Source organism: Desertivirga xinjiangensis, assembly GCF_024436435.1.
In the GTDB taxonomy this organism is placed as follows: domain Bacteria; phylum Bacteroidota; class Bacteroidia; order Sphingobacteriales; family Sphingobacteriaceae; genus Desertivirga; species Desertivirga xinjiangensis.
Map to the genome: position 1 here is coordinate 714,130 of NZ_JAFMZP010000003.1, position 14,577 is coordinate 728,706.

The following is a 14,577-nucleotide window of genomic DNA, read 5'->3' on the forward strand; positions in this document are numbered from 1 at the left end:
TTTATAAAGATTATGGCAGGTCATAACGAATCAATATTAAGGGAACCACTAATCACCGGTGAGAATATAACCTATTCAAAGATCACCGAAGATATCCTGGTTCCTGTAGAAAATAAACCCAACAAAGCCTGGTGGATCGGCTTTAGTGTTGCAGTATTCTTTGCGCTGGTTTGGGTTGTATCTATCAGCTACACATTTTATGTAGGTTTAGGTACCTGGGGTTTAAATAAAACAGTAGGATGGGCCTGGGATATTACAGGTTTCGTATGGTGGGTAGGTATCGGTCACGCCGGAACCCTGATCTCGGCGGTATTATTACTTTTCCGTCAGAACTGGCGTAACTCCATTAACCGTTCAGCAGAGGCGATGACCATCTTCGCGGTAATTTGTGCGGCGACTTATATCATCGCTCACATGGGCCGTCCATGGCTGGCGTATATGGTGTTCCCGCTTCCAAACCAGTTTGGTTCACTTTGGGTGAACTTTAACTCTCCGCTTATCTGGGACGTATTCGCAATTTCGACCTATTTCTCTGTATCTTTAGTATTCTGGTATACTGGTTTATTACCGGATATCGCTACTATCCGCGACAGGGCTACAGGTCTTCGCCGCCGGATATATTCCATTTTATCTTTCGGATGGGCGGGATCAGTTAAAAACTGGCAGCGCTTTGAGTCTGTATCACTTATCCTGGCTGGTGTTTCCACTCCACTGGTACTTTCGGTACACACTATCGTATCCTTCGACTTTGCAACGTCTTTAGAGCCGGGATGGCACACTACTATCTTCCCTCCATATTTCGTTGCAGGTGCGATCTTCTCAGGTTTTGCCATGGTGCAAACACTGTTACTGATTGCCCGGAAGGTGATGAATTTTGAAAACTACATCACGATGTTCCACATCGAATCGATGAACAAGATCATCATCGTTACCGGATCTATCGTGGGTGTGGCTTATTTAACAGAGCTTTTCATTGCCTGGTATTCGGGGGTTGAATACGAACAATATGCTTTCTTAAACCGTGTAAGCGGTCCTTACTGGTGGGCATACTGGAGTATGATGACCTGTAACGTGATCTCTCCGCAGTTATTCTGGTTTAAAAAGATCCGTACCAGCATTTGGGCTTCCTGGTTACTATCTATCGTAGTGAATATAGGTATGTGGTTTGAACGTTTCGTGATCATCGTAACCTCATTACACCGTGATTATTTGCCATCAAGCTGGGTAATGTTCTATCCGTCATTGATAGATGTTACTTTATTCGTTGGCTCGATCGGTGTATTCTTTACCTTGTTCCTGTTGTTCCTGCGTGTGCTTCCTGCTATTGCTATGGCAGAGGTGAAATTGATCTTAAAAACTTCGAGTGATCAGGTTAAGCAGAAACAGATCCGCGATGGTAAGATCAAGCCTGAGCAGGCAGAGCTTTATCAGGAGTCTTTAGAAAAATTTGATAGTGTAGATTACCTAAAAGTTTAACAATGAGCAACACAAAATATATTTTAGGTCATTTTGAAGATCCTGATGTCATGATGCATGGGATTGAAAAGTTACAGGAAAATAATATCAAGATTTATGATGTTTATACTCCAATGCCAATACACGGTATAGAGGATAAATTGGGGATAAAGCGTTCCCGTTTACCGATAGCGGCATTCTGCTTCGGTACTACAGGGCTTTTGCTGGGATTCTCTATGATTTATTATATGCTGGTTTACGACTGGCCGATGAATATAGGTGGTAAACCACCCTTTGCTATGCCAGACTTTGTTCCGGTGTGCTTTGAGCTTACCATTCTATTTGCTTCGTACGGAATGATGTTTACATTTTTTTATGCAAACCACTTTTTTCCGGGCCGGGCGCCGCGGGTGATGGATCTTCGGGCTACTAACGACCGTTTTGTGATAGCTATAGATGCTAAGACAAATCCGTATCCCGACAAAATTAATAGTTTATTAAATGAAGCAGGTGCTATTGAAATATTGCACAACGAAAGGAAATATGTTAGTTATGAATAAGCTCAGGATATTAGGTGTTGCCTTTGTAGCAGTTGCGGCGTCGGCTGTTATTTCTTCCTGCGGGGGTAAGCAAACTCCGGGTTTAGAGTTTGCACGTAACATGTACGATCCGATCGCGCCTAATTACGATACTCCTAATAAAAACTTTGCGAACGGCCAGACGGCACAGCTTCCTCCGGCTAATACCACGCCTATAGGATATGACAAGCATGAAGAGTATCCAAACACCATTGAAGGATATCTTGCGGCTAGTGCGGGAATGAAGAATCCATTAGTACGCGATATTTCAAATCTTGAACAGGGGAAGACATTGTATCTGCATATGTGCGGTCACTGCCATGGTCCTCAGGGTAAAGGAGACGGAGAGATTGTTAAGCAGGAAAAATTCCCTCCGCCGCCATCATACTCAACTGGTAATTCGTCCAGGGGAGGAGCCATGAAGGATCTTACTGATGGGAAAATTTTCCATACAATTACTTACGGTTTGAACCTGATGGGGCCTCACCGCAGTCAGCTTTCTCCTGATGAAAGATGGAAAATAGTAATGTACGTTCATGAATTGCAAAAAATTCAATAGTTAATTGTATTAGCCAAATGGGAACTCACAATCATACACATAATTTTAACCAACAATTTGAATTTACAGGTAAAGCAAAAACCTGGAGTTTAATTGCTATCATCATTGGCGTTGTTGCAATTGCTTACGGATTTTTATTCGATCACTCAGAGCATCATGCGGAACGTACATTTGCTAACCTGTTATTAATGGGTTACTATTTTACCTGCGTTTGTGCAGCCGGTGCGTTCTTTTTAGCGCTTCAGTTTGTTGCTCAGGCGGGATGGTCTGCAGGACTTCTACGTATTCCTCAGGCTTTTGCCAGGGTTTTACCAATCGCCTCAGTAGTTTTGATCGTCATTATTATTGCTGGTTTGTATTCACATAATCTGTATCATCACTGGAACCAGGAAGGGATTGCGCAGGAAGGTCATCCAAATTATGACTATCTTATTGCTCAAAAAGCGTCATTCCTTAATGCGCCTTTCTTTATCGGACGTCAGATCATCTTTTTAGGTGTATACAGTATTTTCGCCTTATTACTTGCGAAATATTCTTACAACGAAGATACTGTTGGAGGACTAAGCAACTACCACAAAAGCTTTAAGATCTCTGCGATCTTTTTAGTGATCTTCGGTTTTACCACTCCGATCTGGTCGTTTGATACGATCATGTCTTTAGAGGCACACTGGTTCTCAACCATGTTTGGCTGGTATAACTTTGCTGCAATGTGGGTAAGTGGTCTATGCGCCATTACTTTAACTGTAATTCTTTTAAAGAAAGCCGGTTATTTAAGCTGGGTTAATTCTAACCACCTGCATGATCTTGGTAAGTTTATCTTCGCTTTCTCTATTTTCTGGACCTATGTCTGGTTTGCACAGTTCCTTTTGATCTGGTATGCTAACATGCCCGAGGAAACCGTTTATTTCTATTTAAGATGGGAGCCTGAATACAAACCATGGTTCTGGCTGAATATCATTATGAACTTTTTGGCCCCTGTGCTGATCTTGATGACCAGGGATTCAAAGCGCCAGATGAGTGTGATGACTTTCGTTTGTATCTTCTTATTATGTGGTCATTGGCTTGATTACTATATGATGGTTATGCCTGGTACCGTTGAATCACACCGGACTTTTGGAATAACGGAAATAGGAATTGCCTTAGGATTCGCTGGATTATTTACATTCCTGATGTTAAGTAAGCTTGCTCAAAAGCCTTTGGTTGCCAAAAATCACCCTTTCTTAGACGAAAGCTTACATCACCATATATAGTGGAAAAAAAAGAAAGATTTACTAATTACATATTTGTAGATAAAAACATGGGGTTTAACAAATTTTTGAAGATCAGGATTCTCTTATCACTGCTGGTAATTTGTATGATGGCAGTAAGTTTCCCTGTATCTGCTCAGCAAGATCCGGCAGTTACTAATGCTCAGGCAGATGTTGCCGCTACAGATACTGCACAGAGCGCTGCTGCTTCATCGGGTTCGATAGGAGAAACAACTTCATCCGTAACTGTTTCAACCGACGTTCCGGCCGAGGATCCAAGCACTCTGGCTGCGGCTGATGAAACCGTTGACCGCTCAGCGGTTTATAAATCGGCTTATTATTATTTATTGCTGTTTGTACTACTTTGTATATTCATTGGTATCATTGGTAAGGTACTTAAGGTTTATGAACTAAGCCGCGAAGTGCAGGGAAAAAAGGGTGGAATTAACTGGAACTATGTTCAGGCGGTTTTATTCATGGTGTTCCTTGTAGTTGGCTTGTACGGTTCTTACTGGTCATATGATTATTGGGGATATGTTGTAACTACTGAGTCTGCATCTGAACATGGAGAACGTATTGATATGATGATGTATATCACCATTGCTATCACTACTGTCGTTTTTGTTTTAACGCAGATCCTGTTATTCGGGTTCGCCTTTAAATATTCTGGTTCTGATAAACGCAAAGCTTACTACTATCCTCATAATAATGCTATTGAGAGATTATGGACAATCATTCCGGCCTTGGTTCTTACTGCGCTGGTAGTGTTCGGATTCTTTACCTGGAGAAGCATTACCAATCCACCGGAGGACGAAAGAAACAATGCGCTTAGTTTGGAAGTGACAGGTGAGCAGTTTAAATGGAATGTACGTTACGCTGGTGCTGACAATAAATTGGGTGTACGTAATTATAAACTTACAACTCCAACCAACTCATTAGGTATTGATTTTACAGATCAAAAGAGCTGGGATGATAAATTAGGCTCTGAAGTAGTATTACCTGTTGGAAGGCCTGTGAGAGTTACCATTAACTCTAAAGATATCCTTCACAGTTTTTATATGCCTCAGTTCAGGGTTCAGATGAACGCTGTTCCGGGTATGGCTACTTACTTCCAGTTTACTCCGAAAGTGACCACAGCAGAGATGCGTGAGCGCCTGGCTGAGCCTAACTTCAATTATACGTTGTTATGCGCTAAAATTTGCGGTACGGGACACTATAACATGCAATATACTGTTAAGGTGGTTAGTGAGAAAGAATACGAAGAGTGGATTGCAAAACAATCATTATTCTTCAATGACGATATGAAAAAAGAGTTACAGTCAGCTGATGCACAAAAAGCGCCTGTAAACAATAATTTAGCTATTAACAATTAGAATTACAGATAGAGCGATATGTCAAGCACAGCTATTCATCATACTTTAGAGCATTCTGGGCATGGTCATGATGACCACGGACATCATCATGAGACGTTTCTGACAAAATACGTTTTTAGTCAGGATCATAAAATGATTGCCAAGCAGTTCCTTATCACCGGTATTATAATGGGTGTTATCGGAATGATGCTTTCCATTATTTTCCGTATACAATTAGGTTGGCCTGATCAGAGCTTCCCTTTATTAGAAACATTTCTAGGTAAATGGGCTGAAGGTGGTCGTATTAAACCTGATTTCTATCTGGCTTTAGTAACTATTCACGGTACCATCATGGTATTCTTCGTGCTAACTGCCGGACTAAGCGGTACTTTCAGTAACCTTTTAATTCCGTTGCAGCTGGGAGCACGTGATATGGCTTCGCCTTTCCTTAACATGTTATCATACTGGTTCTTTTTAACCGCTTGTGTGATCATGATGGCCTCTTTCTTTGTTCAGAGTGGTCCGGCGAGTGCGGGATGGACCATCTATCCTCCGCTTTCTGCTGTTCCTCAGGCAATACCCGGTTCGGGTACAGGTATGACCTTATGGTTGATCAGTATGGTGTTTTTCATTGCCTCTTCATTGATGGGAGCTTTGAACTATATCAGTACTATATTGAATATGCGTACTAAAGGAATGGATATGTGGAAGATGCCTTTAACTATCTGGGCATTGTTCTTAACGGCCATCTTAGGGGTGCTTTCTTTCCCTGTTCTCGTTGCCGGTGTGGTATTATTGATATTTGACCGTAGCTTTGGAACAAGTTTTTATCTGTCTGATCTTGTAATACAAGGACAGATCATGCCACAGCAAGGTGGTAGCCCAATCTTGTTTCAGCACTTGTTCTGGTTCCTTGGACACCCTGAGGTATATATCGTGATCATGCCTGCGATGGGTATTGCGTCAGAAGTAATGGCTACCAATTCACGTAAGCCGATCTTCGGATACCATGCGATGGTTTACTCCCTAATTGGTATTACTGTCCTTTCCTTCATTGTTTGGGGACACCACATGTTTGTTACTGGCATGAATCCGTTCTTAGGAGGGGTGTTTATGATCACTACCCTGATCATTGCGGTGCCTTCTGCGGTGAAGTCATTTAACTGGCTTGCTACAATCTGGCGTGGTAATATCCGCTTCACTCCGGCAATGATGTTTGCTATCGGATTGGTGTCATTCTTTATTTCAGGTGGTTTGACCGGTATTTTCCTTGGTAACGCTGCATTGGATATTAACCTTCACGATACTTATTTTGTGGTAGCTCACTTCCACCTGGTAATGGGTTCTGCTGCGATCTGTGGAATGCTTTGCGGTGTGTATCACTGGTTCCCTAAGATGTTCGGCAGATTGATGGACGAGAAATTAGGTTATCTGCATTTCTGGTTGACTTTCATCGGTGCGTATCTTGTATTCTTCCCGATGCACTTCATGGGTCTTGATGGTGTTCCTCGCCGTTACTATGCTTTCACCGAATTTGAATTCATGAAAGAATGGTTAACTGTAAATACATTTGTTTCATGGGCTGCTATTATTGCTGCTCTGGGGCAGGTTGCTTTCCTTTGGAATTTCTTCAATTCTATTTTTAACGGGAAAAAAGCAACTCAGAATCCATGGGAGTCTAATACACTGGAATGGACTACTCCTGTAGAGCGTTTACATGGTAACTGGCCGGGCGAAATTCCAACGGTTTACCGTTGGCCTTATGATTACAGTAAGCCAGGCCACGAAACTGACTTTATTCCTCAAACTACTCCTTTCTCTGAAACGATGAGTTCTAATTTGCCACATGACTTTGAGGGCAATCCGGAAGCTGAACGTATTCAGTTAGAGTGGAACAGGAAAAACGAAGCCGAGAAGGTTTAAGATATAATGAAAATGGGGTATCTGCTCATAAGTTTCTGACTTATAGATACCCCAATTTTATACAGCGATATGTATAGATCAAGCGAGAGGAGATTTTTATTAATCAATTATTTGACGATAATTGCTCTTTTTGTTTTGATCCTGGCGGGAGGAGTAGTGCGAAGTACCGGTTCAGGAATGGGTTGTCCGGATTGGCCGAAATGTTTTGACCGCTTGGTGCCTCCAACTCATGTTTCGGAGCTGCCTGCTGATTACAAGGATAAGTACGTAGCACAGAGGGTTAAAAAGAATCAGCGCTTTGCGAAATCACTGGACTTTTTTGGTTTTTCCGATCTTGCCGATCGCCTGAGACACGACAAAAGCGTACTCGAACCAGAGTCGTTCAACGCTTCTAAGACCTGGACGGAATATATTAACAGGTTAATAGGTGCTCTTACAGGTTTGTTTCTTTTAGCCTGTGCGTTTTTATCGGTTACCTACCTGAAGTCGAAGAAGAGGATATTTTTCCTAAGCTTACTTAACCTGTTTCTTGTTGGCTTTCAAGCCTGGCTGGGTTCGATCGTTGTATCATCCAACCTGGTTGCATGGATAGTAACCGTTCATATGTTGCTTGCTCTTGGTATCCTGGCTATAAGTATTTATACCTACTTCTATGCACGAGTATTGAGAGACAGACAGCTGCTTGCTAATAAAGCACCTGGTAATATAAAACCACTTAGTGTTGCTGCACTGGTTCTTACCACCATTCAGATAGCACTTGGTACGGAGGTAAGGGAAATGATCGACGAGATCTCATCGTCTATGAATCACCTGAACCGCTCCGAATGGGTATCGAATGTTGGCTTGGGCTATCTGTTACATAGTAATTTGTCTGTTATAATTTTTATCATTGCCATAATTTTGCTGATAATGATGAGGCGGAAATACCTCGGAAACAGTTATCAGTTTAAATTTATTGTTTATGTGTTCTTCCTGATGTTGGCGCAATTAGTAACCGGCCTTACCTTGGCTTACCTGGCTTTGCCGCCGGTTGCACAGGCAGTGCATATCTTGCTGGCAAGCCTTATATTTGGCGCCCAGGTGTATTTATTGTTATTATTAAAGCAAAATAAATTGTACAAGTCCAGATCATTTTAACCAGGTGTCAGAGGGGAATTTTATATCGGATTTTAAAAAGCTTATTAAGCTTAGGCTCACCTTTCTGGTGGTTTTTTCAGCTTCTGTTTCCTTCTTAATAGGCAGCAAAGAACAAGGCGCTATCAATTGGATCAATTGGCTGATATTGACATTGGGTGGCTTTTTAGTGACCGGTGCTGCCAATGGTTTTAATGAGATTATTGAAAAAGACCTTGACAAGCTGATGAAGCGAACCAGCGACCGCCCCATCCCGGCCGGAAGGATGACTACCGGGCAAGCTTTGGTGCTTAGCCTATTTATGGGGATTGCAGGTACACTTATATTGGTGAGGCTTAATTTTCTGACCGGTGTATTATCTGTATTCTCCATTTTTCTGTATGCATTTTTATACACGCCTGCAAAGAGAAAATCTCCAATAGCAGTGTTTATAGGCGCCTTTCCTGGTGCTCTGCCTCCTTTGATCGGTTATTTTGCTGCCTTCGACAACCCAAAGATCTCCTGGATCCCGGTAATTTTATTCCTGATCCAGTTTGTATGGCAGTTCCCTCACTTTTGGGCCATTGCATGGGTGCTTGACGATGATTATAAAAAAGCAGGATTCAGGTTGTTACCAACCACGCATAGGGACAGGATCAGTGCTTTGTTTACCTGGGTATCTACCATAGTATTAATTCCGGTAAGTTTATTGCCTACTATCATGGGATTTGGGGGATGGATCATTGGAGCTGTTTCATTGGTGCTTGGTCTGGTATTTTGCTGGTTTGGATATAACCTTTATAACAAGCTCGACATTGCTTCCGCACAAAAAGTAATGTTCGGCTCATTTTTTTATCTTCCGGTTGTGCAGTTGGTGTTGTTGTTTGATTTTATTGGATAGTTTATGATGGCTGTTATGTTAGAAAATTCAGTGGAACAGGATAGGTTGAATTTAAAACCTAAAAAGTTTTTAATGTGGTTGTTTGTGATCACATCGTTTATGCTCTTCGCCGCTTTAACAAGTGGTTTCATAGTTTATACTGCCGGAGATCCGTCTCGTGGCATCAAAATGATCTTGCCTAAGCTGTTTATGTATAGCACTTGTGCCATAATACTGAGCAGTGTGACGATGCATTTGGCTTACAAGTCAGCTAAAGCGCTAAAGTTTACGGCGCAGAAAATGTACCTTGCTTTGACCATACTCTTGGGCGTGCTCTTTTTTGTTCTTCAAATACAGGCATGGAAGGGATTTGTAGCAGACGGTGTTTTTTTTATAAACCCTAATGCTTCGCAATCGTTTATCTATGTGATAACCGGTACACATTTACTGCACATTTTCGCCGGTATCATTGTTTTAATCACTGCCCTTGGGGGTATTATGAAAAATATTCCACAGGTAAGGAATTTGTTCAGGATGGAGATGGCTTCTATTTTCTGGCATTTTCTGGATATACTATGGATTTATTTATATGTTTTCTTACTTTTGAACCAATAACTAAATATTAATGAGTACTACTACTGTATCGCAATTAGACGAAGTTAAAACCGGTCCCTGGGATGGTGGAACGTCGCCGGTAAATGTAGAATATGGGAAACTGATGATGTGGTTTTTCCTGTTATCGGATGCGTTTACTTTCTCTGCATTTTTGATTTATTACGGGGCACAACGTTTCAGCAAACTAAGCTGGCCCGACCCTGATGAAGTTTTCCAGTCAATTCCCGGAATAACTGACCATGGTGCGCCACTTGTGTTTGTGGGTATCATGACTTTCATTCTTATCATGAGTTCGGTAACTATGGTACTTGCTGTAGAAGCTGGTCACCGTAATTCAAAAAAAGAAGTAGTAGGCTGGATGATAGCTACTATTGTAGGTGGTTTTATGTTCCTGGGCTGCCAGGCATTGGAGTGGTCTCACCTTCATCATGAAGGCTTCTGGTTTGCCAGCATTCCTGAAACTTATAAAGGTATTGATCAAGTAGGCGCCTTACAGTTTGCCAATTTGTTCTTTACTATCACTGGATTCCACGGATTTCACGTTTTCACTGGTGTGTTGATCAACATTATTATTTTGTTTATGACATTAGCTAATGTGTTTGAAAAACGCGGAACATATCTTATGGTTGAAAAAGTAGGTCTTTACTGGCACTTTGTAGATCTTGTTTGGGTATTTGTGTTTACCTTCTTTTATCTGGTTTAATTTTTAAGGATTTATTATGGCTCACGAGCATTCACATACAACAGAACATGGGCATGGAGAACATGCTACTATGTCGAAAGGAAAAATCTGGCAGGTGTTTTTTTACCTGCTTGGTATTACCGTAATAGAGTTTATTATAGCATTGGTTCTTATTCCGAAAGGATTTATGAGTCAGGGAATAGGGAACTTTGTTTATATAGTGCTTACTTTGGTTAAGGCATTTTATATCATTGCCTATTTTATGCACTTGAAATTTGAGAAATATGCTTTAATTACAAGTCTTACTATTTCCCTGATCTTTATCGTTTACTTCATCGTGTTGTTGCTGACTGAAGGTTCCTACCTGAATGAGCACATGACTCATTTGAAGTAAAATGAAGAAAAGATCTCCAATAAAGAAAATATTAATCCTGGTAACCGTACTTGCGGTACCAGGATTTTTATATTATTTGCTAACCGAAAAAGGGAAGAACAGGTATCGTCCACTTGATATCTTCGGTCCGAAGCAGGTTGCAGCCACCTTTCACACCAAACGTGGTGTGAAAATCCCCGATACTATTTATCACCATGTACGGGATTTCAAATTAGTAGATCAGAATGGGGACAGTGTGGGCCTGCCGGCAGACACCACGCAGATAACTGTTGTTAATTTTTTCTTCAGCAGGTGTAGAACCGTTTGCCCGCAAATGAACAATGAATTGGCGCGGGTGGTTGATGCGTATAAAAAAAACCCGTTGGTTAAGTTCTATTCAATATCGGTTGATCCAGGATACGACTCGCCGCAAGTGTTAAAAAATTATGCGAACGGCTATAAAGCTGCTGCAGAAAAATGGAGCTTTTTGACAGGGGAGAAAGATCTGATATTTAATTTGGCAAAAAAAGATTTTTTAGTTGATGCTGTGGCGGATTCAAGGACAGAAGGTAACATAGTTCACAGTCCGTTGTTTATCCTGCTTGACCCTAAGAAAAGGATCAGGGGGTATTACGATTCGACTAATAAAGAGCAGGTGGATAAGCTTATTGATGAGATCAAAGTGCAGATAGTCGAAGAATTGAGATTGGTGACTGCCATTTAAATATTTAATAATAATATGAATGATATAGTAGTAAGGCGCCTGATCACAGGTCTGTCTGTATTTGTATTCCTCGTTGTATTGATTCTGCAGAGTAAAGTCATCACTATATTTCCTGCCGGGACGGAAGTGCCCTCATGGGTGTTTTTCCTTCCCAGGCTAAATGCGATTATCAATGGTACTTGCAGTATTTTGCTGGTTATTTCTCTTTACCAGATCAGGAATAAAAATATCCAGACGCACAAGGTGCTAAACCTTACTACATTTGTGTTGTCATCACTTTTCCTGGTTTCGTATATTATATTTCATGCCACTGGTATTAAGACTACTTATGGTGGTGAGGGAATGATCAGATATGTTTATTATTTTATCCTGATCACTCATATTATTCTGGCCGCGGTTGTTCTACCCCTGGTACTGTTAAGTTTTTACAGCGGTTTGATGATGAATGTAGAACGGCATCGTAAACTGGTACGCTGGAGTTTTCCGGTATGGCTGTATGTAACTGTAACCGGTGTTATTGTTTACATAATGATTTCCCCCTTTTATACGTTCTAAGTACAGATTGATTAATAGAAAGAAATGAAAGCGTTAAAAGTGTCTCTCCTGGTGTTGGTTTTTCTTGGAATGCTTGTATTTAGTCAGGATGTTTCGGCCCAGTGTTCAATGTGTACCATGAATGCCGAGAGCTCTGTTCAAAATGGAAATACCCAGGGAAACGGCTTAAATGATGGTATTCTTTATCTGTTAGCTGCTCCCTATCTGGCGGTGGCTGCCATTGGCTACCTTTGGTATAAAAAATACAGGAAAAAGAATGTGATTCTGGATATTAAGGATGAAAAGATCAATCTGAATTAGTGGTAAGTTTTAAGTACTAAGTTATTTAACACTAACATGGCCCGAACACCGAAGCTGAAGGCTTTAATAAATTCTAAATGCCCCCGTTGCCGCAGAGGCGATATATTTTTTAGCCCGGTATATTCTTACCGGCAAAAAATGAATGAGCTTTGTCCCAGCTGTGGCTTCAAGTTTGAAATTGAGCCAGGGTACTTTTATGCGGCGATGTATGTGAGTTATGCCCTCAGCGTGGGTGAAACCATCATTGCAGGGATGCTTACCTTTTGGCTAAGTGGTAAAAGTGAGTCGCCCTTGTTGTATTTAGGTGTTATATTTGGTTTGGTGCTTGTTCTTTCTCCCTTCAATTACAGATATTCGCGGGTAATATTACTTCATAAGTTAACCCCCAGGATAAAATATAACCCAGATCTTGATAAAGAATGATTAAATCAGCGACATTCAAATTTTTGAAAGAGGTATCTGAAAATAATGACCGCGATTGGTTTAAGCTCCACAAAAATGAGTATGATAATGCGCTGCAGAATGTATTGGATTTTACAGCTGCATTAATTACAGCCTTGTCAAAAACAGATCCAACGGTACCGGCAAATCTTGATCCCAAAGCTTGTGTAATGCGTATTTACCGAGATGTACGCTTTAGTAAAGATAAAGTCCCATACAAAACAAATTTTGGTATAGCTATCTCGGCAAACGGAAAGAATTTCAAAGGCCCCGGCTATTATATTCATCTGCAGCCAGGTGCCTCTTTCATCGCAGCGGGTTCCTGGTTCCCCGAAAAGGAAGAATTAAAATGCATACGTCAGGAAATTGATTACAATGCCAGCGACTGGCATGAGATCATTGATGATACTGATTTTAAAAAATTGTTCGGAGATCTGCATCAGGAAGGTAAGTTGCAAACTGCACCTAAGGGCTACGATGCTGACAATCCTGAGATTGAGTATCTGAAACTAAAAAGCTTCACGGTAGGAAAAAAACTAACAGATAAAGAGCTGACCGCTTCAGGTTCCGTCGAGTCAGTAGCCTCGTTATTTGAAAAATTATACCCTTTTATCATTTTTTTACGAAGTGCGATTTCTTAATATTGTAACATGATGAGATTTTTCTTTCTTGCTTTTGCCGTTCTGAGCTTAAGCTCCTGTGTTGTTTTATCAACTAAAAAATATCAAACTCTGGTTGGAGAACGTGATTCTTTAGCTAACGGTCTTAACTCTGCTAATATTCGTATTGAGAGTTTAAATGAAGAAATTAACCGTCTGAAGGCAGATACAGCTAAATTAAACAGCCGCATAGCAGAACTGGAAGGCAAGGTGTCAGGACTGGATGCTAATTACGCCTCTCTAAGGGCAAACAGTTCCTCCGAAATAAAAAAGCTTTCTGCCGACCTGCAAAGGCGCGAGGCACGTTTGAAAGAGGTGGAAGATATTCTCCGTAAACGTGACGCTGCTACGAACGCTCTTCGTGATAAACTGCAAAAAGCTTTGCTGGGGTTCCAGGAGAGTGGCTTAACTGTTGAGATCAAGAATGGTAAAGTATATGTTTCGCTAACGGATAAACTCTTGTTTAGCACTGGTAGCATAGTGATTGATGATAAGGGAAAGCTTGCGCTTACAGAATTAGCTAAAGTGTTAAAGACACAGCCTGAAATTAACATAGCTGTTGAAGGGCATACCGACAATCAGCGTGTGGCTAACCTGGGTCAGATCAAAGATAACTGGGATCTAAGTGTGCTTCGTGCCACGTCTGTGGTTCGTTACCTCACAGATACGGAGAAGATTGATAATAACAGGCTTACTGCGACAGGAAAAGGGCAATATCAACCTATTGCTACAGGTAATACACCTGAAGATAGAAGTCGAAACCGCCGTATAGAAATTGTTCTTTCTCCTAAACTCGATGAACTTTACGAATTGATTAAATAAAGTATGCTGACATAGGGTTGTCAGAACACCATGATAGTTTTGTTCAAATTTGAAGATAACTATCATGGTGTTTGTATTTAAAACCAACGTTAAGGAAGAGCAGGTGGATAAAGTGAATAGCCTCTTGTCACCTGTGAAATCAATAGAGGAATGGAATTTCGATCTAAGCGATTGCGACAGGATATTACGTGTAGTTGCTGACAAACTTCCTCCCGAACTTGTTGTTTATCTCTTGCAGGGATCAGGGTTGTATTGTACTGAATTGGAGGATTAGGAATCCAGTTTAAGAAAAAAGGGCC

At 41.1% G+C, this 14,577-nt stretch carries 18 protein-coding genes; all 18 read left to right on the plus strand.

All coding sequences use genetic code 11. The features are described from left to right. Positions 1-12 precede the first annotated feature (12 nt). The 18 genes from nrfD to J3P37_RS11305 all read left to right on the plus strand — a co-directional run bounded on the left by nrfD (position 13) and on the right by J3P37_RS11305 (position 14,552). Positions 13-1,476 carry an NrfD/PsrC family molybdoenzyme membrane anchor subunit gene (gene nrfD / locus J3P37_RS11220; protein ID WP_256011215.1) on the plus strand — a complete coding sequence of 488 codons (1,464 nt, stop codon included), beginning with the start codon at positions 13-15 and terminating at the stop codon, positions 1,474-1,476. Positions 1,477-1,478: 2 nt separating this feature from the next. Further along, entirely contained in the window at positions 1,479-2,015 is a 537-nt protein-coding gene (locus J3P37_RS11225; RefSeq protein ID WP_256011217.1) for a DUF3341 domain-containing protein, read from the plus strand. Beyond that, on the plus strand, positions 2,008-2,592 hold the full coding sequence (locus J3P37_RS11230; protein WP_369414070.1) for a c-type cytochrome: 585 nt from the start codon (positions 2,008-2,010) through the stop codon (positions 2,590-2,592). The genes J3P37_RS11225 and J3P37_RS11230 overlap by 8 nt, the downstream gene beginning before the upstream one ends. A 17-nt stretch (positions 2,593-2,609) precedes the next feature. Further along, positions 2,610-3,842, plus strand: coding sequence for a quinol:cytochrome C oxidoreductase (locus J3P37_RS11235; protein ID WP_256011219.1), 1,233 nt, complete (start codon positions 2,610-2,612; stop codon positions 3,840-3,842). A gap of 47 nt (positions 3,843-3,889) precedes the next feature. Beyond that, positions 3,890-5,212 (plus strand): cytochrome c oxidase subunit II, encoded by a 1,323-nt coding sequence (locus J3P37_RS11240; RefSeq protein ID WP_256011220.1) that lies wholly within the window; start codon positions 3,890-3,892, stop codon positions 5,210-5,212. Between the two features lie 18 nt (positions 5,213-5,230). Continuing rightward, entirely contained in the window at positions 5,231-7,114 is a 1,884-nt protein-coding gene (locus tag J3P37_RS11245; protein ID WP_256011221.1) for a cytochrome c oxidase subunit I, read from the plus strand. A gap of 69 nt (positions 7,115-7,183) precedes the next feature. After that, positions 7,184-8,251 (plus strand): COX15/CtaA family protein, encoded by a 1,068-nt coding sequence (locus tag J3P37_RS11250; RefSeq protein ID WP_256011222.1) that lies wholly within the window; start codon positions 7,184-7,186, stop codon positions 8,249-8,251. 4 nt (positions 8,252-8,255) lie between these two features. Next, the gene (cyoE, locus tag J3P37_RS11255) at positions 8,256-9,128 is read left to right on the plus strand and encodes a heme o synthase (RefSeq protein WP_256011223.1); all 873 of its coding nucleotides are present in this window, start codon (positions 8,256-8,258) and stop codon (positions 9,126-9,128) included. Positions 9,129-9,143: 15 nt separating this feature from the next. Continuing rightward, on the plus strand, positions 9,144-9,722 hold the full coding sequence (locus J3P37_RS11260; protein ID WP_256011224.1) for a cytochrome c oxidase subunit 3: 579 nt from the start codon (positions 9,144-9,146) through the stop codon (positions 9,720-9,722). 10 nt (positions 9,723-9,732) lie between these two features. Continuing rightward, positions 9,733-10,425: a cytochrome c oxidase subunit 3 gene (locus tag J3P37_RS11265; RefSeq protein WP_256011225.1), complete on the plus strand. Its 693-nt coding sequence runs from the start codon at positions 9,733-9,735 to the stop codon at positions 10,423-10,425. Positions 10,426-10,441: 16 nt separating this feature from the next. Continuing rightward, positions 10,442-10,798 carry a cytochrome C oxidase subunit IV family protein gene (locus J3P37_RS11270; RefSeq protein ID WP_256011226.1) on the plus strand — a complete coding sequence of 119 codons (357 nt, stop codon included), beginning with the start codon at positions 10,442-10,444 and terminating at the stop codon, positions 10,796-10,798. Between the two features lies 1 nt (position 10,799). Then, the gene (locus J3P37_RS11275; RefSeq protein WP_256011227.1) at positions 10,800-11,501 is read left to right on the plus strand and encodes an SCO family protein; all 702 of its coding nucleotides are present in this window, start codon (positions 10,800-10,802) and stop codon (positions 11,499-11,501) included. Between the two features lie 15 nt (positions 11,502-11,516). After that, positions 11,517-12,056, plus strand: coding sequence for a DUF420 domain-containing protein (locus J3P37_RS11280; RefSeq protein ID WP_256011228.1), 540 nt, complete (start codon positions 11,517-11,519; stop codon positions 12,054-12,056). A gap of 24 nt (positions 12,057-12,080) precedes the next feature. Further along, positions 12,081-12,356, plus strand: a complete 276-nt coding sequence (locus J3P37_RS11285; RefSeq protein WP_256011229.1) for a hypothetical protein — start codon at positions 12,081-12,083, stop codon at positions 12,354-12,356. A 138-nt stretch (positions 12,357-12,494) separates the two neighbouring features. Further along, positions 12,495-12,779 (plus strand): DUF983 domain-containing protein, encoded by a 285-nt coding sequence (locus J3P37_RS11290; protein WP_369414071.1) that lies wholly within the window; start codon positions 12,495-12,497, stop codon positions 12,777-12,779. Continuing rightward, the gene (locus J3P37_RS11295) at positions 12,776-13,438 is read left to right on the plus strand and encodes a DUF2461 domain-containing protein (protein ID WP_256011232.1); all 663 of its coding nucleotides are present in this window, start codon (positions 12,776-12,778) and stop codon (positions 13,436-13,438) included. The genes J3P37_RS11290 and J3P37_RS11295 overlap by 4 nt, the downstream gene beginning before the upstream one ends. A 9-nt stretch (positions 13,439-13,447) precedes the next feature. After that, positions 13,448-14,278 (plus strand): OmpA family protein, encoded by an 831-nt coding sequence (locus J3P37_RS11300; RefSeq protein ID WP_256011234.1) that lies wholly within the window; start codon positions 13,448-13,450, stop codon positions 14,276-14,278. A gap of 49 nt (positions 14,279-14,327) precedes the next feature. Further along, positions 14,328-14,552, plus strand: coding sequence for a hypothetical protein (locus J3P37_RS11305; RefSeq protein WP_256011235.1), 225 nt, complete (start codon positions 14,328-14,330; stop codon positions 14,550-14,552). The last annotated feature ends 25 nt before the right edge of the window (positions 14,553-14,577 follow it).